The 19605-nt window shown below is 58.3% G+C and carries 17 protein-coding genes; 7 read left to right on the top strand and 10 right to left on the bottom strand.

Going from position 1 to position 19605, the window contains the following annotated elements; genetic code table 11:
- Positions 1-507: 507 nt before the first annotated feature.
- A complete protein-coding gene (locus NW838_RS11705) occupies positions 508-654 on the top strand; it encodes a hypothetical protein (RefSeq protein ID WP_414356597.1) in 147 nt (48 codons plus the stop codon).
- A complete protein-coding gene (locus tag NW838_RS11700) occupies positions 603-2348 on the top strand; it encodes a peptidoglycan D,D-transpeptidase FtsI family protein (RefSeq protein WP_414356596.1) in 1746 nt (581 codons plus the stop codon). Before NW838_RS11705 ends, NW838_RS11700 begins: the two co-directional genes overlap by 52 nt.
- 111 nt (positions 2349-2459) lie before the next feature.
- Here the strand turns inward: NW838_RS11700 and NW838_RS11695 are convergent, their stop codons facing one another.
- The 4 genes from NW838_RS11695 to NW838_RS11680 form a co-directional block, all read right to left on the bottom strand.
- Positions 2460-3677, bottom strand: a complete 1218-nt coding sequence (locus NW838_RS11695) for a glycosyltransferase (protein WP_414356595.1) — start codon at positions 3675-3677, stop codon at positions 2460-2462.
- Between the two features lie 221 nt (positions 3678-3898).
- Positions 3899-6385 carry an HD family phosphohydrolase gene (locus NW838_RS11690; protein WP_414428082.1) on the bottom strand — a complete coding sequence of 829 codons (2487 nt, stop codon included), beginning with the start codon at positions 6383-6385 and terminating at the stop codon, positions 3899-3901.
- 66 nt (positions 6386-6451) lie between these two features.
- Entirely contained in the window at positions 6452-6901 is a 450-nt protein-coding gene (locus tag NW838_RS11685) for a plastocyanin/azurin family copper-binding protein (protein ID WP_414356592.1), read from the bottom strand.
- Positions 6902-7006: 105 nt separating this feature from the next.
- Positions 7007-7756 (bottom strand): 4'-phosphopantetheinyl transferase family protein, encoded by a 750-nt coding sequence (locus NW838_RS11680; protein WP_414356591.1) that lies wholly within the window; start codon positions 7754-7756, stop codon positions 7007-7009.
- On the opposite strand from NW838_RS11680, the gene NW838_RS11675 reads away from it, so the two are divergent.
- Both NW838_RS11675 and htpG read left to right on the top strand, forming a co-directional pair.
- Positions 7755-9224 carry an LCP family protein gene (locus tag NW838_RS11675; RefSeq protein ID WP_414356589.1) on the top strand — a complete coding sequence of 490 codons (1470 nt, stop codon included), beginning with the start codon at positions 7755-7757 and terminating at the stop codon, positions 9222-9224. The two genes, NW838_RS11680 and NW838_RS11675, sit on opposite strands and share 2 nt — an antisense overlap.
- A gap of 107 nt (positions 9225-9331) precedes the next feature.
- On the top strand, positions 9332-11191 hold the full coding sequence (htpG, locus tag NW838_RS11670; RefSeq protein WP_414356588.1) for a molecular chaperone HtpG: 1860 nt from the start codon (positions 9332-9334) through the stop codon (positions 11189-11191).
- On the opposite strand, the gene ribH is transcribed toward htpG, so the two are convergent.
- Positions 11185-11769, bottom strand: coding sequence for a 6,7-dimethyl-8-ribityllumazine synthase (ribH, locus tag NW838_RS11665; protein WP_414356587.1), 585 nt, complete (start codon positions 11767-11769; stop codon positions 11185-11187). The two genes, htpG and ribH, sit on opposite strands and share 7 nt — an antisense overlap.
- A gap of 375 nt (positions 11770-12144) precedes the next feature.
- Between ribH and glnT the strand changes: the two genes are divergently transcribed.
- Positions 12145-13443, top strand: coding sequence for a type III glutamate--ammonia ligase (gene glnT, locus NW838_RS11660; RefSeq protein WP_414356586.1), 1299 nt, complete (start codon positions 12145-12147; stop codon positions 13441-13443).
- 63 nt (positions 13444-13506) lie between these two features.
- On the opposite strand, the gene NW838_RS11655 is transcribed toward glnT, so the two are convergent.
- The 5 genes from NW838_RS11655 to NW838_RS11635 form a co-directional block, all read right to left on the bottom strand.
- Positions 13507-14373 (bottom strand): shikimate dehydrogenase, encoded by an 867-nt coding sequence (locus NW838_RS11655; protein ID WP_414356614.1) that lies wholly within the window; start codon positions 14371-14373, stop codon positions 13507-13509.
- A gap of 45 nt (positions 14374-14418) precedes the next feature.
- Positions 14419-14922, bottom strand: a complete 504-nt coding sequence (locus NW838_RS11650; RefSeq protein WP_414344808.1) for a hypothetical protein — start codon at positions 14920-14922, stop codon at positions 14419-14421.
- A gap of 47 nt (positions 14923-14969) precedes the next feature.
- A complete protein-coding gene (locus NW838_RS11645; RefSeq protein ID WP_414428081.1) occupies positions 14970-16160 on the bottom strand; it encodes a response regulator in 1191 nt (396 codons plus the stop codon).
- 393 nt (positions 16161-16553) lie between these two features.
- A complete protein-coding gene (locus NW838_RS11640) occupies positions 16554-17300 on the bottom strand; it encodes an SIMPL domain-containing protein (protein WP_414356581.1) in 747 nt (248 codons plus the stop codon).
- 30 nt (positions 17301-17330) lie between these two features.
- A complete protein-coding gene (locus NW838_RS11635; RefSeq protein ID WP_414409074.1) occupies positions 17331-17642 on the bottom strand; it encodes a hypothetical protein in 312 nt (103 codons plus the stop codon).
- Between the two features lie 196 nt (positions 17643-17838).
- Here NW838_RS11635 and NW838_RS11630 point away from each other — a divergent pair, with 196 nt between their 5' ends.
- The gene (locus NW838_RS11630) at positions 17839-18114 is read left to right on the top strand and encodes a DUF4404 family protein (RefSeq protein WP_414356579.1); all 276 of its coding nucleotides are present in this window, start codon (positions 17839-17841) and stop codon (positions 18112-18114) included.
- Between the two features lie 81 nt (positions 18115-18195).
- Positions 18196-19506 carry a glutamate-1-semialdehyde 2,1-aminomutase gene (gene hemL / locus NW838_RS11625; RefSeq protein ID WP_414399924.1) on the top strand — a complete coding sequence of 437 codons (1311 nt, stop codon included), beginning with the start codon at positions 18196-18198 and terminating at the stop codon, positions 19504-19506.
- The last annotated feature ends 99 nt before the right edge of the window (positions 19507-19605 follow it).

Here is a 19605-nt window from a genome sequence, read left to right as displayed (position 1 = left end):
AACTTACCTTGAATACCTCTCGGGGCTACGTCCCTCTAGCACTATGACTTTGTTTCCCGCAAAAAAATGACCGGACACCCCAAAAATTGACCCAGCTTCTCGGCCTCTGCCCGCGCCTCTGATTCACTGTCATCACAAAGCGCCAGGAAGAGGTTTTAAATCAAGCAAGTTAAAGGTTTGAGCTGTTGAATGTACGCAAGTGAGTTGGGTTTTTCATGTCCTCCCAGTTTCTTTTGAATGTGATTTAAAACTGTGGATCCAAGTGCGAAAAGTCTGAGGACTTGCCCGCACCTAATTCATGTTCTGAGGTATTATGTTATCTCCAATACCTCTAAAATGTCCTGGCTGCTTTTCGGGATCCCAAGGTCTTTCCCAGAAGCTGTGGGGTGGCATAACAGTGGGATGAGCGCCAAACTAGCGGTGGTGCTCATGTGAGGATTGCAATGGAAGGCAGACCTAGGGCTAGGGTAGGGCGGCCTGTGCCGAAATCTCTGGAGACAAGGCAAAATGGCCGGCAACTTGCTCAACGGCGCCGACGCAGAGGTTCTTGGATCCCTTCACCGCGAAGCTCTAGGCAGTGGGGAACAACGCTGGGATGGCTCTTGGGGGATCGGATCCCGACGGCCCGCCAGCTTGACTTTCGCGCCGGCATGACCGGACTGGCTTTGATCATCGCCCTATTTGTAACAGGAGCACGTCTGGTTTATTTGCAACATCAACAGGCACCCCTATTGCAGCAGCGAGCCGAGGCCCAGCAGAGAGCCCAGCTAAGACCTTTCATTCCTCGTCGCTCAATTGTGGATCGTCATTCTATTGCCAAGCAGCAGGCAGAATTGCTGGCCGTAGATCGCCCCGTCTATACTCTCTGGGCCCATCCCCGCCTCTTTGGCAAACGCACTCCAGAGGAAATGGCCACCGCTCTTGCTCCCCTGTTGCGGCGTCCAGTAGAGCAACTGGCGCAGCGGCTATCGGCCAATCAGGCAGTGCGGGTGGAGCGCTGGGTATCCCAGGAGGTGGCAGATCAAATTCAGGCTCTGCATCTGGATGGCCTGGAGCTGGTGAGCGAGCGGCAACGCGTTTACCCCCAAAAAGAGATGGCCGCTGAGGTGGTGGGCTATGTGGATCTGGATCATCAGGGCCAAGCGGGAGTCGAATATTCCCGACAAGAGCTGCTGGAGCGTACTGTTCAGCCTGTTACTATTCCTCGCGATGGCTACGGACGACTGTTGGCTGCCGAGGTGCCGGAAGGGCTGCTGCAATCTGGCGAGACGGTGCTGCAACTTACCCTAGATATGCGCCTGCAAAGAGCTGCCCGCGCTGCCCTGAAAGCCCAACTGCAACGGTTTCGAGCGCTGCGGGGTACGGTGATCATCTTGCAGCCCCACACGGGGGAGATTTTGGCTCTGGTGAGCGAGCCCACCTATGACCCCAACCGCTACTTTGAGTATGACCCCGGTCTTTTTCGCAACTGGGCCGTAACGGATTTGTATGAGCCGGGATCCACCTTCAAGCCCATCAACATTGCCATTGGGTTGGATGCTGGAGCCTTTACAGCAGATGAACGGGTCTATGACGAGGGTCGGATTCTCATCGGTCAGTGGCCCATTCAAAATTACGACTACCACCAGCGAGGGGCCCATGGCTGGATGAGCGTCACGGATATCCTGCGGCAATCCAGCAATGTGGGCATGGTACATCTAATGCGCAAGCTGGATCCCCGCCAGTACTACAATGCCTTGGTGCGGCTGGGGTTCAACGAGCGCAGTGGCGTGGATTTGCCCTTTGAGCCGGCCAGCCGTTTGAAACCGCTGCGACAGTTTGTTACGGTGCCGGTGGAGCGGGCCACTGTCGCTTTCGGCCAGGGGCTGGCCCTCACTCCTCTACAGTTGGCTGCCATGCACTGCATCATTGCCAATGGCGGACTGAAAGTACAGCCCCATGTGGTGCGAGGCTTGGTGGAAAAGGATACGGATACTCTGGTTTGGGGATCCCCGCAGCCGCAGCCGGTGCGGGTACTATCCGAGCAAGCCACGCTGGCAGTGCGTATCCAAATGCGGGATGTGGTGGACTTTGGCACGGGGCAATCGGCCAAGATCGAGGGGTATGAGATCGCTGGCAAAACCGGCACTGCCCAGAAAGCCGGGCCACGGGGGGGCTATTTGCCCGGCAAGCGCATCACCAGTTTTGTGGGCTATTTCCCGGCCATTCGCCCCAATTACGTGATCTTGGCGGTGATCGACGAGCCGCAGGGGGAAGATGCCTTCGGCTCGACGACGGCTGCTCCCGTTGTTCGCTCGGTCATCCAGGAGATCATCGCCCTAGAGGGGATCCGCCCTAACTCTACTTAGCGCAGCCATAGGAACAAGGGGCGAAGGTGGATGCCAAAGGGGGCCCAGACAGTGAGGAAATGAGCGAAATGCCCATACCTCCGGATTGGCTCTTCCTGGAAAAAGCCATACTCAAGACTGGCCACCCACAGAGTCCGACTTAACCTCTGCACTCCTCCAGCTCAGCTTGGAGTTGAGGTAGAAGTTCCAGAATACAACAATACCGATGGCAATTAAGTTGGCCAACAAATAATGAATGCCCAAGCGCTCGCTCAGCAAGGTCACCAGTGAAGTGTTGAGAACCAAGCCAATTAAGCAGATAACGTTAAACTTCGCCAACCGCTTCAGGCGATTCCAGGGCCCCGGCTGCAAGCGGGTCACATGGCGAAAAGTCCACAGGTCGTTCCAGAGGAAGTTATTGAGAATGGCCACCTCCGAAGCAACCAGCTTACTGGTTATGAGATCCCATCCTAAGTTGGTGGGATCGTGCAAAACATAGAGCAAAGCCATGTCCACCAAGGTGCCGGATAGGCCAACCGTGCTGAAGCGCAAAAAGGATCCCACCTGCCCTAGCGAAAAGCGCAGCACCATCAGGTGGTGGAGATATTGGAGACAAGTTTGCAGTTGGATTTTGCTCTCCCCGTTTTGGCGCTCCTGAAAGATGTAGCCGACTTCAGCAATGGTTTTCACCCGGCCCCGCGCCAGCACCTCGATCAGCAGCTTGTAACCCTTGGGGTTGAGCGGGATCCCGGCAATGGCTTGGCGTCTGACCAGGAACAGTCCGCTCAACGGATCGGAAACACGGCTGAAGATCCCTGGCAGCAGAGCCAACCCGATCCATTGGGCCCCACGGGAGACGATGCGTCGGCCCAAGCTCCAGTGGCTCACCCCCCCCGACTCCGCATAGCGGCTGCCCACCGCCAGATCTGCCCCCTTCTGGATGAGCAGCCACAATTTGAGGATGATCTCCGGCGGATGCTGCAAATCCCCATCCATAACCCCCAGCACCTCTCCGCGGGCAGCCTGCCATCCTCGCACCACTGCTGTAGCCAGGCCCCGTTCCCGCTGCCGGCAGATAACGCTGAGTTGGGGAAACTCCTCCTGCAGCTCCTGGGCCAACTTGGCGGTGTGATCCGGGCTGTTGTCATCCACCACAATCAGCTCATAGGCCCCCGGTAGAATCGTGTCGAGGTGGGCGCACAATTGTCTGACCAAGCTGCCAATGCTAGAGGCTTCGTTGTAGGTGGGAATGACCAGCGAAAGTTGCACAGGGCTGGGGCAAGACAAAGGCGGGATCTGAAGAGGGACTACAGGGGGATGGGTGGATGAAGCAGGAGCTGCATAAGGCATAAAGACTCAGTCCCGCTGACGCGAACAGCAGGCCATCCAAAAACAATGAAACAAAGACTCTCAGCCCAGGGCTGCAGATCCCAGGACTGCCTTGGTTCACATTGGATCCACAGAACGATCCCCTATCGTACTGATCGATGAGCCGCAGGGCTAGACCTTTCTCCACCTACTTAGCTTCTGAGGACTCCGTCTCACTGACGCGAACGGGAGAGGTCACCTGGCTAAGGGGATCCCGTAGAGGGGCTCATCAACACCGGGATCTGGGCCTGAGCAGAAGGAGTCTCAGGCAGCGAGGGGGCAGGGGTGAAACTGGGATAAGGAATGCGCTCGTGGTTGGATTCCCGCCAGACCTCCACAAAAGCGTCCGCCACCACCTCCAAATCCTCCAGCGTCAGCCCACTATCAACCAACTGGCCATCTTGCCAACGGGCCTGGGCAATTTTGCGGACAACAGCTTTTGCCCGCTCGACCACATCGGGGCCGAAGCCATCGCTCAGAGTCATGCTGCGCAGGGCGGCTTCACAGGCATCGGCCATCATCACCACCCCCGTCTCCTTGCTCTGGGGGATCGGGCCATCGTAGCGGAACGGTTCTTCGGGCACCGGCTGATCCCCGGCTTTCATCTGGGCTTGATGGTAAAAGTAGGCAATCAGAATTGTGCCCTGGTGCTCAGGGATAAACGCCTGGACGGCGGTAGGCAGGTTGTATTGCTTGGCCAGGCGCAGGCCATCGCTGACGTGGGCCTTGATGATCTGAGCGCTGCGATAGGGATCGTCCAGTTGGGCGTGGGGGTTGAGGCTGCCCATCTGGTTCTCGATGAAGTAGCGGGCCTGCAACATCTTGCCGATGTCATGGTAGAGGGTGCCGGTGCGCACCAGCTCCACGTTGAGGTTCAGCTTTTGGGCAGCCCGTTCTGCCAAAGTGGCCACAAACAGAGTGTGCTGAAAGGTGCCGGGGGCCTCTGCAGCCAGTCGCCGCAACAGGGTGCGATTGGGATTGCTCAACTCGATCAGACGAATGGGGGTGGCTAAGTCAAATAGGCGCTCCAGGTAGGGGCTGGCTCCCAGGGCAACAATGCTCCACCCCAGGCTGGTTCCCCCCGCCAAAGCCATAGCCAACAGGTCGATGCCGCCGGTGGCGGCCAAGCTAACCGCCCCGTAGGCCAGCATCTGCACCGCTGCCGCTCCTCCCCCCAGCAAGGCCAGCTCTTCTCGGGAGCGGGAACGCCCGGCCAAGGCAGAGGCCACCACACTGCCGGACAACAAGGGCACGACGGTGAGCAGGTTGGCAGAGGAGACCAAGGGCAAAAACAACGCCTGGCCCACCACCACCACCAGGCCCAGCCCTGCCCCGTAAAAACTGCCCAGCAACAGCCCCACCGCCGGCAAGGAGCTGAACTCCAGCTTGAACAAGGCCGCCAACAGGGGAGCGGTCAGGGAAACCATGAGGATCAACACTCGATCCCGGCGGCGCAATCCCGGCCTCAAGCGTTGTTGCAGAGGCACAAAGACAGCCAGGCCCAGGCCCATCACGCCGGCCACCCCCACCAAGCCCCAGACGTTGATCCCGCGCTGGGTGAGCCCAAAGTGGTCCAAGATGAGAAAAATTTCGGGAGTGATGACCTGATCTGCTCGCACGATCACCTGGTTCTCGGCAACCGAGATCAGAACCGGCTCGACTTTTTCCAGCTCGGCGCGAATGCGCTGCTCGGTGCGCTGGGGATCCACCTCCACATTGGGAATGAGCACCTGCTGCAGCCACTGATAGACCAGCCCTTGCAACTCCTGTCGTTGGGCAGCATTGCCCGGAAACATCAAATCGTCCAGTTGGGCTTGGATCCCTTCGGCGCGAACTTCGCGGGGCAGGCCATCCACAATCCCTATCTTCTGCAGGCGCTCCAAGACCCGCCGGCTCAAGGTTTGCAAATGCTGCCAATCCGCATCTGCCAAATTGAGAACTGTGGCCGGAACAGGGGGGGTGAGCTGCTCCAGAGCCGGCAAAGCCGCTTGATAGCGCCGTTGCGCCGCTTCCACCTGGGCAATTAGCTGAGTATAGGGATCCGTCCCCGCCATCTGGGTGGCCGATCCATCCAACCAAGCCCGCTGCCAAACCTCAACAAGCTCCTGCTTGGCCCGCTGCTCCAGCTGCTCCGGTCGCCCAGAAGAGGGCTCTTCTGAAGGAGATGGGGTGGCTCCGCGGATGGCCTCTTGTCGGGCGCGAGCCTGGAAGGGTTCCCACTCCTCCGGGGAAAGCTGGCGCAGGTAGATCTGCGTTGGCAGAGACAGCAACTGGACAGAAACATAGGGCAGAGGCCCTGCCTCTTGGCGGATGGCCTCCACCTCAGCCAGGAGACCCTCCAGGTTTTGCCGCATGCTGTCGTTGGCGGTGCTGTTGATTTTGAGGGCCTGAACCACCCGCCGTCGCGCCTCAGCTTGTCGGGCCTGGGTAGCCTCCACATCTTCAATCTCCGCCGCAGCAGGGGCGAGAAACGTCTGCGGGGAGCGGCTGCCGACGGTCAGTTGTGGTTCGTTGTAGTAGCGGATCCCGTGGACGGCAGTGAGGGAGAGAAGCGCGAGGGCATAGCCGGCAATCCGCTCCGAAAGGGGGGGCCTGCTCTTTCGAGGGGAAGCTGCCTGGCGTCGCCGAGTCCAGTGTTCCGCGTTCGCGTCGGTGGCGCGAAGGGCTTTGGGCGTGAGCGGGTTTTTCATGGATTGGCCTGGCAGCGTCTTTCTCTTTTCTATCCCCTTTTGGCCGGGTAGCCCAGGAAGAGGATCTCAATCGCCGATGGTAATCTGCCCCACCATACCTGCTTCTGCATGGCCGGGAATGGTGCAAACCAAAGCGTAGACTCCAGATTTCAGGGGAATAAATTGCCACTCCACCGAAGCGCCTGGCTTCAGTTCCAATTCTCGGATCTGGCCCTTGATTTCCACACCGGCCACTTCCAACTTACGGGTCCAAACGGCATCGGCAAAATCTTTGGCGCTGAAATAATGTTTCAATTGGCTGGGGTTGCTCAGGCGAAGACGGTAGAGGCTGCCGTTGTGAAAAGACAGTTCCTTGGGCGCAAACACCAACTGATTGTCGGCAGTACCCAACTCAATAACCTTCTCCTGCGGCGTTTGTCTGGAGAGATCCCGCGCCCATACCGGATGCGGGATCCCAATCATGAGAACCGATAGCCAAATTCCCAACACCAGGAAACGACAGAACCTGCTTAACATGGCAACACCATGGAATCAAAAACTCTCTCCCGCTGAGGGGAGTAGCTTGGAAACTCAAGATAGCAGCTCGAGCGGTGGGTGGAGAGATTTTGCCGCTGCGGCTGTCTAGCCCTCTACATCCGTGTAGAGCCGCACAGTTAGGGCTTCCCCTCCGTCTTCGGGTATTTCGCCCCTCATTTCAAGGGCTACCGCAGCGACGTAGCCACCGGCAACCTGAAGCGGTAAGGTCACCCAGCGGGAGTCCTCGCCCAAAGCTGCAGAGCCGGCCAGACCTCTGCCCGTTCCCTTCAGGAGTGCCTCTTTTTGTGTCCACATTTGGAAGAAGAGGGCATCTCGCTCTGGAGCTGGACAGTTGGCCAAACGGACTTGCTCAGCAGCCGAAAAATAGCGTTGGGCGATGCGCTGCCAGCGGAGCACAGGTCGAACCCATTCCAGATCCACTCCAATGCGGTATTGCCATCTCAGGCCGATCAGGACGCGCTCGTGGGAGTGGCTGAGGTTAAACTGCAGCGGCAGGGGTGGATCCCGCCAGTAGGGTTTGCCGGTAGAACTGTGGTCGAGGGGGATCGCCTGGGGTGGAATGCCGCTGTAGCGGCTGAGCAAGCTCCGCAACCCAAGACGACCGGCCAGAAAGCGGCACCGATCCGCCGGCAGTTGTAAACGCTCTGCCCGCCGACGTTCCTCAGGAGAAAGAAAGTCGAGCTGGGGGAGCAACTTCTCCAACGGGGGGACTGTCTGCAGCCAAAGGTGCGCCTCCGACTTCCCCAACAACGGCTGCAGGGATCCCCCTGTGGCGACTGCTACCTCGCTGAAGTTGGATCCAGGCAACTCTGAAAACTGAGGATGGGATAACATGGCCTTGAATTGGTGGGGCTGGCAACACCACCCAGACAGTACACCCTTTCCTGTACGCGCTCGCGAGACCTGGTCTGACCTGATGCCCTCCTTCCACTATCCCCCCCGTCCTGACCGTGTCCGCGCAGCTCGTCAGCAGGCTATTCGTCAGGGGATCCTCTGGCTGTTGTTGGGGTTCACGGCTGTGTTGGCGGGTTCTGCCGGTGCCCTCTTGGCCGTGATGTTGCCCCGTCAGGTGATCCCAACTTCCCTCACACCTGCAGAACAAGAAGCCTTCCGTCCCGATGCCTTACGGGCTGCGGCTCTGGATCGCTCGTTGCATATCCTCATTCTCGGCACAGACAACCCGGATCCCACCCTGCCCTTGCCCACAGAGCGAGATCGCTTCCACACCCGCAGCGACACCATTCTCTTGGCCCGCTTTGATCCCCAGGCGCGGCGGATTACCGTTTTGTCCATCCCCCGCGACACTCGTGTGCGCTTGCCTGGCTTTGGTGTGGCCAAGATCAATGCTGCCAACTTGGCAGGGGGCCCGGCGCTGACGGCTCAGGTGGTCAGCCACTTGATGGGTGGGATCCCGATTGACCGCTACATTCGCCTCAATACCGACGCTCTGGAAGAGCTGATCGATGCGGTGGGCGGCGTGGAAATCTACGTGCCGGAACCGATGCAATACGCAGATCACACCCAGCAGTTGTTCATTCACCTGGAGCCCGGCTGGCAACGCCTCAATGGAGAACAAGCCCACCACTTTGCCCGCTTTCGCCACGATCACCTGGGATTGGGGGATATCGGTCGGGTGCAACGGCAACAGGAATTGCTGCGGGCCCTGAGCCGGGAACTGCTCTCCCCTGCTGTCTGGCCGCGGATCCCAAAGATTTTGCAGGTTATCCGCACCAACCTCGATACCAACCTCACCTGGGAAGAGGTTCTGAGCTTGGCCAAGTTTGTCCTCACCTCTGGGGGCGATCGCATCGACCTGGTGCTGCTGCCGGGCCGCTTCAGTCAGCCGGGAGAATTCTCCACCAGCTACTGGCTGCCGGATCCCGCCGGGATCCGACGGGTGGCCGTCTCCCACTTTGGCCTGGAGGCAGAGGTAGCCCGCATTCCTCCACACCGCCTGCGCATAGCCGTGCAAAACGCAACCGGAGAGCCGGGGATGGCCCGCCGTATGGTGCAAGAATTGGTGAGACAAGGATACGCCCATGCTTTTGCCGTGGAAGACAGCACTCAGGTGCTGCAGCAAACGGAGATCCTCGCCCAGAGCGGGGATCGGGAGGGGGCTAAACAGATCCGCGCCGCCATTGGCCTGGGAGAAGTGCGGGTAGAATCTACTGGCGTTCTCAACTCCGATGTCACCATTCGGATCGGCCAGGATTGGGCTCAACAGTTGGCTTTGGATGAAGCACTCCGCGCCGCTGACGCCAACGGCCAAACCCAAGCTCCGCCCGGAGCCGCTCAGCTCTAGAGAGCCGGTTCGGTTGCGAGTGCGGATTTCCGAAAAAGAGCCTGCTTGTCGGGGACTTTTCGGTCTCTGTAGATTAGCACTGAGCTTGTTTGAGTGCTGAGCCACCTATGACCGTGCTGGAACAGGGATCCATCACCATCCACACCGAGAACATCTTTCCCATCATCAAGCAGTCTCTCTACTCGGATCGAGAGATCTTCTTGCGGGAGCTGATCTCCAATGCTGCTGATGCCATCACCAAGCTGAAGATGGCCAGCCTTGCCGGCGAAGTGGCAGATCTCCCAGAGCCGGAGATTACGATTGCCCTCAACAAGGAGGCCAAGACCTTAGCGGTGGCCGATAACGGCATTGGCATGACTGCCGAGGAAGTGAAAAAATACATCAACCAGGTGGCTTTTTCCAGCGCTGAAGAGTTCATTCAAAAGTACAAGGGCAAAGACGCAGAGCAAGCAATCATTGGCCACTTTGGTCTAGGATTCTACTCCTCTTTTATGGTGTCGCAGCGGGTGGAGATCGACACCCTCTCCTATCGGCCCGGCAGCACGCCGGTGAAGTGGGCTTGTGACGGCACCACTACTTTTACCCTCTCCGATTCTGAGCGCTCCAGCATCGGCACCACCGTTACCCTTTACATCACCCCCGAAAACGAAGAATACCTGGAGCCAAGCCGCATTCGGGAATTGGTTCGTAAATACTGCGATTTCATCCCCGTTCCCATCAAGTTAAACGGGGAAGTGATCAACAAGCAAAAGCCCCTGTGGAGAACCTCACCTTCCGAACTCAAAGATGAGGATTACCTAGAGTTTTATCGCTACCTCTATCCCTTTCAAGAGGATCCCCATTTCTGGGTGCACATCAACACCGACTATCCCTTCATCGTGCAAGGGATCCTCTATTTCCCCAAGTTGCGCCCGGATATTGATCCCACCAAGGGTCAAGTCAAGCTGTTCTGCAACCAAGTCTTTGTCCAAGATAACTGTGAGGAAGTCATCCCCAAGTTTCTCCTGCCTCTGCGGGGGGCCATCGACAGCCCGGATATTCCTCTCAACGTCTCCCGCAGCTTCTTGCAAAATGACCGCACCGTAAGACGCATTGGGGATCACGTTGCCAAAAAGGTGGCGGATCGTCTCAATGAACTGTACAGGGAAGATTACGAAAAATACGTCAAGGTCTGGCCCGACATCAGCCTCTTTATGAAGTTTGGGGCGATGAACAACGACAAGTTCTTTGCCCAGATTAAGGATATTCTCATTTTCCGAGTGGCCGGATCCCCTGCTGACAAACCCGAATATGTGACCCTGAAAGCGTACCTGGAGCGCACCCGCGACAAGCAAAACAAGCGAGTTTACTACGCCACCGATGAGGCTGCCCAGAGTGCCTACATCGATCTCCACCGCTCTCAAGGACTGGAAGTGATCATGCTGGATAGCTGGATCGACAGCCACTTCAGCAGCTTTTTGGAGCGGGAATACAAAGAAGAAGGGATCCAATTTAAGCGGGTGGACTCTGAGCTGGACGAAACGCTGGTAGATAAAGACAAAGCCGCCGAAATTGTGGATCCGGTCACGCAAAAAACCCGCAGCCAAAAGTTGGTCGATCTCTTTCGGCAGGCCCTGGGCAAAGACAAGTTGCAGATCAAAGCAGAAGCTCTTAAATCAGAGTCGGTTCCGGCCATGATCTTGCTGCCGGAGACGCTGCGGCGCCTGCAGGAGCTCAACGCCGTCATCCAGCAAAAGCCGCTGGAGTTTCTGGAAGAGCACACCCTGGTTCTGAACACGGCCCATCCCCTCATCCAAAACCTGCAATCTCTTGCCGATCGGGGGCGGGATCCCGACTTGGTTCACCTCATCTGCAATCACATCTACGATTTGGCTTTGATCACCCAGAAAAGCTTTGATCCAGCAGCCGCGCGGGCCTTTGTGCAGCGTTCCAACGAAGTGCTGACTCGCCTCACCCGCCCTCAATAGGCAGCGCTGTCCAGGGTAGACTGCAGGGCTTCCGCTCCACCGGGCAGAGACGGACGGGATCCGGCCCCGTTGCCGCTGTGGCCGTAGCTGCCTTGGAGCACGGGGGCAACTTGGCGCATCAGCGTCGCCATCTCCAGGGCACTCATGGCGTATTCCCAACCTTTGTTGCTCTTGACCCCGGCCCGCTCCAGAGCCTGCTGCAGGGTATCGGCGGTGAGGATCCCGAAAATAACCGGCACTCCGGTACGAAATCCTGCCGCCGCAATGCCCTTGGAGACCTCCGCCGCCACATAGTCGAAGTGGGGAGTTTGCCCGCGAATCACTGCCCCCAGACAGATGATGGCATCATAACGGCGAGATTGGGCCAGTTGGTGAGCCAGCAAAGGCACCTCAAAACTGCCGGGCACCCAGTAGTAGTCCACTTGCTTGCTCTCCGGGCCGATATCCACACCATGCCGCTTCAGCGCGTCCTGGCACCCTTCTAACAATTTGCCGGTGATTAGGTCGTTAAACCGACCGATGACGATGGCTAGACGCAGATCCTCCGTCTGAACAAAATTGCCCTCGTAAACTGCCATCTACGCTGCTCCAGATCTACCCAAGAGAAGAACAAGCGGGCCGACACGGCAAAACCACGCTTTCCCATCCTAATTCACTGAGGGAGCCACGGCGCAGACGCCCCGGCCTTCATGCCCAGAGGTACTGCTCGAAACGATGGCTTGCTGGCCCTCTTGGCATTCAACTTCCACCCCGCCTTGGCAACCATCTGGGCTGACTCAAAAGCGGGAAGGAACATCAACGGGTAATTGTTGGCCAGGGGAGAATTTTCCCATTGCTGCGCAACCCTGGGCGAATACAAATGGCGGTGTTTGTCTTCCTGGCCGTTTCGATAAAGATCTATTTTTGTGCGGAAAGACACACCTCTACCTGAGGCCAAGACCTAGCTTGGGTACATGACACAGCCGCTTTCTGAAATTGCCCGCGCCCAAGGGATCAACTACTTTCTGCTCTCTTTTACCGACCTGCTTGGGATCCAACGGGCCAAGCTGGTGCCTGCCTCAGCTATCGACTTCATGGCAGAGGGTCAGGCTGGATTTGCCGGGTTTGCTGCCTGGTTGGACTTGACGCCTGCAGACCCCGATGTGTTTGCCCAGCCGGAGCGCGAGCGCTTGTTTCAACTGCCCTGGCAGCCGGAAGTGGCCTGGATGCCTGCCGATCTAATTCAGGTCAACGGGGATCCCTTGCCACAAACCCCCCGCTGGGTGTTGAAGCAGGTGTTATCCCAAGCAGAAGCTATGGGCTTTCAAGTCAAGACGGGGATCGAATGCGAGTTCATGCTTCTGTCGCCCGAAGAGTGGGCCATTTCCGATGAGCGGGATCGGCAGGCCAAGCCCTGCTATGACCAGCAAAGTTTGATGCGGCGTTTTTCGGTGATCCGGGACATCTGCGATGGCATGCAGAAGCTGGGCTGGGATCCCTATCAAAACGATCACGAGGATGCCAACGGCCAGTTTGAGATGAACTGGCGGTTTAACGACGCCCTGCTCACTGCTGACCGCCACGCCTTTTTCAAATACATGGTGAAAAGCATTGCCGAAAAGCATGGCTACCGGGCCACCTTTATGCCCAAACCCTTTGCTCATCTGACAGGCAACGGCTGCCACACCCATATTTCTCTTTGGCAAGGCGAACAAAACCTGTTTGCCGATCCCCAAGGGGAATTGGGGCTTTCTCAACTGGCCTATCACTTCATCGGCGGGGTGCTACACCATGCACCTGCTTTGTGTGCCCTCACCAACCCGACGGTCAATTCTTATCGTCGCCTCAATGCCCCTGTCACCCTCTCTGGGGCCACCTGGTCTCCCAATACGATCAGCTACAGCGGCAATAATCGCACCCACGCCATTCGGATCCCGGATGCCGGGCGGTTTGAATTGCGTTTGGCCGATGCTGCCGCCAATCCCTATCTTTTGGCTGCTGGTCTCATTGCCGCCGGTCTGGACGGGATCCAACACCAACGGGATCCTGGCCCCCGCTGCGACAACAACACCTACACGGATCCCCTCCCCAATGCCCCAACGTTGCCCGGCTCTCTGGTCGAAGCCCTCAACCACTTAGACCAAAGTACCCTGTTCCGTAGCAGGCTGGGGGATCCCTTTGTGAATGCCTACCTCAAGCTCAAACGCCAACAGTGGCAGGAATACAACCGTCAGATCACGCCCTGGGAGCGGGAAACAACCTTGGATTGCTAGCCCGGTAGTTGTTGTTATCTCATTACACCTTGAGAGAGGGCTTCCAACTGGCCTGGAGTGACCCTAAACCTGGGCCAACTGGTGTTGAGCTGCCTGCCGCATCACCTCTACTGGCACAGGCTTGCCTCCCAGCCAAAGCGATAGAGCCTTGGCCCCCTGGTGAACCAGCATCTCTAGTCCACTGATGGGGGTATGTCCCAACTCGGCGGCCATCCGCAGCAGAGGAGTGGGATCCGGCACATAGATCAGGTCGTAGACGATGGCACCCGGAGACAGCAGGCCCAGTTGCTCCCGGCTCAGGGGAGAGAGCTCCTGACCGCCAGGGGATCCCGGCTTGTGCATGCCCACGGGGGTGGTGTTGACCAAAAGCCGCGTCTGAGACAGGTAGCAATTCAACTCCGCCCAGTTCACCGTCTCCACCTGAGGCCAGGTCTGTTGCAAGGCCAGCAATGAGTTGGGGGATCGCCCCGCCACCCGCACCGGCCCCAGCCCCAACTCCAAACAGCCTTGGATGGCCGCCCGCGCTGCCCCCCCGGATCCCAGAATGAGGGTAGGGATCCCTTTTTCCAGACCCAGCAAAGGCTGCACAAAGCCATCGATATCGGTATTGGTGCCCGCCCACCCGCCCTCTGGCAAGGGGTAAACCGTATTCACCGCCCCCACCGCTGCTGCCCGCGATTCAATCTGATCGAGCAAAGGGAGAATGGCCTGTTTGTGAGGAATCGTCACATTAAACCCCCGCACCCCAATGGCCGCTAGCCCTGCCACCGCCGCCGCCAAGTGTTTTGGAGCCACCGGAAACGGCACATAGCAATAGTTTTCCCCCATAGCTGCCAAAGCAGCATTGTGCATGGCTGGGGATAAGCTGTGGGCCACCGGATCCCCGATTAGACCGAGCAATTGGGTGCTTCCCGAAATCCGACCGTCCACCGGCTCAGCCAACTCCTCAAGGGATCCCTGAAGTCACTTTAAAGACTACTGAGACTCCGACTCAACCCGCTGCAGAGTCTGCCGGTAGCGATGGCGCCAGCCGGCCAGAGATTCTTCCGAAATGTGGTCGATCAAGGTGCTCATCTCCGCCAGGATCTGGTAAACGCGGTCAAAGCTTTGTCGGGTTCGCTCTTCCTGTTCCGGTTGACGCGCCTGCACCATGTACAAGCTCATCTTGATGGTTTGCAGACGGTTTTTGCCCAAATCTTCCAGCATTTCCCGAATTTGCCCGATTGCCTCCCGCCTCACCTGTCTCTGCCGCCGTCGCAACAGCCAAAAGAGGATCCCGTGGATAACCCCCACCAAAGTGGCGCTGACCGCCGTTGCCGTTTCTAGCGAAAAAGCGCTGCGGCTGGCCACAAAACCACTTAGCAGAATCACCCCTATTCCCACCGCTGTCAAGACTAGCTCAATGTTGTTTAGGAACCATCTTCCTGCTGGTCTCCAGATCCCAGATCCGGCCACTTGACCCTGAAGAATGCCCATCATAGCCTTTTGCACCTCCCTTCCGTCTCTCCCGTTCGCTCAGCCCATCGCTACCTGCTCAGCCGTCCCAAAGCCAGGCGCGGTCTTCTACGGCTCAGTTGACGCTTCAGACAAAGCTGCCGGAGTTTTCGCCGCCGCAAGCGCAAGGGTCTATGGGCCAGGGATCCCGCTGTGGACAGTTCCGGTGCAGAAGCCTGCATTTTTTGGCTGAGCTCTTGATGGTGTTGGCGGAGATCCTCAATCTGCCTGAGGCGAGTCTCCAGCTCTCGGCGCAGTTCGGCGTTTTCTTTTTCCAGACGCTGCAGGCGTTTCAGCAGCTCTGAGGACTCCGTTCCGCTGACGCGGTCGGAAACTGGGATGGGATGGGGAGCAGTCACCACCGAGCTGTGCACATTCCTGCTATCTCGCATAGCCTGGGCAGCCCGACGCAACAGAGCCACCCCCTTGGGATCATCGCTGTCCATGAGGCTGGCCGCTCCAAACTGGAGCTGCACCGGCAGCGCCCGCCCATTCACCACAAAGGGATCCTGAATCATCCGCTGACAGCAGCGTTCGGCAGCCATTTGCGCAGCAGCCAAGGTGCTCCCCGGCAGCAGAATGATAAACTGCCCCTCGTCGTAGCAAAACAGGTCGTCTCCATCGCGCAGGTTATTGGCCAAACGCTCCCTAAACAGTTTGAGCAGATCAGCCCGACCGTCAGCATCCAGCCCTTGTGCCAGAGAACCGAGGTTGGCCAAGCGCAGCACAAACAAGCTGAGGGGTTCCGATTGGGCACGGGCCTGGGCCACCCGCAGCGGCAAACGAGCCACCAAATCCTGACGGTTACCCACCTCCAAACCAATCGACTTGGGGGGAGAGGGAGGAGATTTTTGCCCAGTTTTGAGCAGATATTGCTGGCGGCGACTTTCTACAATGCGCAGCCCTGCCCGCACCCGCGTCAGCAGCTCTGCAGCCTGAAAGGGTTTGGAAAGAAACTCATCGGCGCCTGCCTCCAAAGCCCGCTCCATGCTATCGTTGCCCTCGCGGGCAGTCATAATGATGTAGTACACCCAAGCATATTCCGGCAGTTGCCGCAGTTGACGGCACAGGTCCAGGCCGTTCAGGGAGGGCATGACCCAATCGGCAATGATCAGATCTGGGGGTTGGCGGCGAATTTGCTCCAGCGCGGAGAGGCCATCCAAAGCATAAGAAATACTGCAGCCCTGCTTGCCCAAAAAGTTGGACAGCATCTCTGCCACCATGTAGCTATCATCCACGATCAGTACACGGGCTTGCAGACTGCCGTCTTGGCTTCTGCCAGAGCCGAGTTTCGCCTTCTCAGGCGCAGGAGCTGCACTAGCGCTCTCCGGTCTGGGATCCATAGACAAACTGAGGCAGGATGGCGAGAAAATCCGGGAAAGCAAACTACCCGCAACTTTCCATCGTTATTCTAATGCGGTAGCAAACAGCAGCCGCTTCCACTTTGCCGAGTTGGTTAGATGGATTGAATCACTCTTGAATCACTGAGACTTCGCTCGTCCAGAGCCGCTGTCTGTTGCTGCCCAAGGCTTGCTCTGACCAGAAGCCCTTTGGCGGGAGAGCTGAAATCTATGTGGTGAACATTTGTGAATTATTCGAGGCAGCAAAGCAGAGGCTCAGTAACGGATCTCGAGGGTGACTTGGGCGCGCACGGTTTGCTGTCCCCCCTCCACCGGTGTGGATGCCGTTTCTAGACGGGCATAGTCGGCGCGGGCAAAGGGGATCGGCGGCGGGATCATGTAGCCATCGCTCTGAATCTGGATGCGCTCGACGGAACGGATGCTCAGGTTCAAGGCCCCCAGCACATCCTGGGCTTGACGTTGGGCATCTTTCACGGCTTGGGTTAGGGCGCGGCTGCGCGCCTCCAACAGGGTGGCATCGTCGGCCCGGAAACTGACCGATTCCACCTGGGTGGCTCCGGCGGCCACGGCTTCATCCAGCACTTGCCCGGCTCTGGCCACGGGCACCTCGAATTGCAGACTGTTTTGCCCCTGCACACCCGTTAGGCGAGGCTGGCCATCCCGGTAGTCGTATTGCGGGTAGAGGGAAATGCCGGTGGTTTGTAGAGCGCCTACTTGCAGCTCCTTGAGGCGATTGACCAGCCGCTCTGAGCGTTCTGCCACCTGTTGTTGTACCGATTGCGCCGTCTCCCCTTGAATGACTACCCCTAAGCGAATGAGGGCAATGGAGTTCTCCACCGAGACCGATCCCTGCCCTGTAACCGTCAACATTCGGGATCCCTCACCAGGACTGGCCATCGCTCCACCTCCGGCGATTATGTTCCAACCCAACAGGGCCACCGCCAGTACCAGGCCCAGCCACGCTACCCCCTTCAGCCCTTTCCAACCCCTGATCCCGTTCATTGCTTTCCCCTTCTGTGGTTCAATCCCAGCCTACTCCCACCGCTCCTCAGCCTGATCCGACAAAAGCCCCAGCCACCAGTTCCCTAACCTCACCCAGCCGGTGCGTTCTTGCCCCCACGGATCCCGTATCCGCACACGGAATACCCGTTGATACTTGGAAGTGCTCCCAGAAAAAGGCCCCAGCCGCCAGTACCGTGCCTCCTGGCTCAACAGGGAGTAGCCCTGCTTTGCCGCCCACCGCTGCAGCAATTCTTGGCTGCGTCTTTGTTCCCAGACGAAAATCCCAACGAAAAGGGCAGCAGCAACCGCCGCCCCTACTAGGGCCAATGCCAGCTCAGACATGGGGATAGACTCTACTGCCCATCCTACAAAAGTTGCTCCAATGCTGGGATCCCCGGCTGCAAAAGTTAACCTTCGCCGCTTACCCGCTCTTAGACCCTAGATAGAGGGATCCCTGCTTCAACCCATCAGACCGTATGATTGAGGCAGGGTGGTCAAAACTCAATCGGTTCTCAAGTCGTTAAGGTCTCTTTACAGAATGGCCGAATCGAAACTGCGACAACTGCTGCACGATCTGGATGTTGAGCTGCAAAAAACCCCTGGCTTGGATGAAAAGCAGCGGCAGCACATTGCCACCATTCGCCAGGAAGTGGAAGCGGTGCTGGCCGAGCTGGGATCCCCGACCGAGAGCAAACCGAGCCAAGGCCCCAGGGATCGCATTGGAGAGGCGCTGGGCCTGTTCGAGACCTCCCATCCCAACCTCACCCTGATCCTGGAGCAGGTGATCGACACGCTGGCGGGAATGGGTTTGTAGTTTCATGGTCGGTAAAAGGGCTCACCAGAAAGCTCCCTTGCTTGCTAGCCTTGGTAATGCGTTGAAAGCTCCTTATGCTCTATGACCAGCACTCTCCACTCCACCTCGTTTAACACCGCCCGCTCCAAACAGATTTTTGCCCGGGCACAAAGTCTCATGCCGGGGGGAGTGAGTTCTCCGGTGCGCGCCTTCAAGTCGGTGGGCGGGGATCCCGTCGTGTTCGACCGTGTCTCAGGGGCCTACGCCTGGGATGTGGACGGCAACCAATACATCGACTACATCGGCAGTTGGGGGCCTGCCATTGTCGGCCATGCCCACCCCGAAGTCATTGAGGCTCTGCGCCGAGCTTTGGAGAAAGGCACCAGCTTCGGCGCCCCTTGCGTTCTGGAAAATGAGCTGGCGGAGCGGGTCATTGAGGCGGTGCCCAGTGTGGAGATGGTGCGCTTTGTCAATTCCGGCACCGAAGCTTGCATGGCGGTGCTGCGCTTGATGCGGGCCTATACCGGTCGGGAAAAGGTGATCAAGTTTGAGGGCTGCTACCACGGCCATGCGGACATGTTCTTGGTGAAGGCCGGTTCGGGGGTGGCCACGCTGGGCTTGCCAGACTCGCCGGGGGTGCCCAAGGCAGCTACCAGCGCTACGCTGACGGCTCCCTACAACGACCTGGAGGCAGTCAAGGCCCTGTTTGAACAGCACCCCGACTCCATTGCCGGAGTCATCCTAGAGCCGGTGGTGGGCAATGCCGGCTTTATTCCCCCCCAGCCGGGCTTCTTGGAAGGCTTGCGAGATCTCACCCAAAAGTACGGGGCCCTGCTGGTATTTGATGAGGTGATGACCGGCTTTCGCATCAGCTATGGCGGTGTACAGGCCAAGTTTGGGGTCATCCCCGATTTAACGACCCTGGGCAAGGTCATCGGCGGCGGCCTGCCGGTGGGGGCCTACGGCGGTCGGCGAGAAATTATGGAAATGGTGGCTCCAGCGGGGCCGATGTATCAGGCAGGGACTCTTTCCGGCAACCCCCTGGCCATGACAGCAGGGATCCAGACACTGGACATTTTGCGTCGTCCGGGCACCTACGAGTACCTGGAGCGGATTACCGAGAAGTTGGCGACGGGGCTATTGCAGATCGCGCGGGAAACGGGGCATGAGATGTGCGGGGGCTATCTGCCCGGCATGTTTGGCTTCTTTTTTACTGCCGGCCCGGTGCGCAACTACGAAGAGGCCAAGACTTCCGATCTGCAGAAATTTGCCCGCTTCCATCGCGGCATGTTGGAGCGGGGAGTCTATCTGGCGCCCTCGCAATTTGAGGCCGGCTTCACCTCCCTGGCCCACACAGAGGCCGATGTGGAGAAAACCTTGGCCGCAGCGCGAGAGGTGTTGAGCACCCTCTGAGTCTGCAATTCACCCTCTTTCGAGGCGGGATCCCTGCTATGGCCGAGCACATCCACCGCAACTGGAGCATGACTCTAGTCAATAATAAGCTCAACTATA

The sequence above is a fragment of the Synechococcus sp. R55.2 genome (assembly GCF_047462075.1).
Classification (GTDB): domain Bacteria; phylum Cyanobacteriota; class Cyanobacteriia; order Thermostichales; family Thermostichaceae; genus Thermostichus.
Note: the sequence above shows the minus strand (reverse complement) of the source record. Positions and strands in the feature narration are given on the sequence as shown.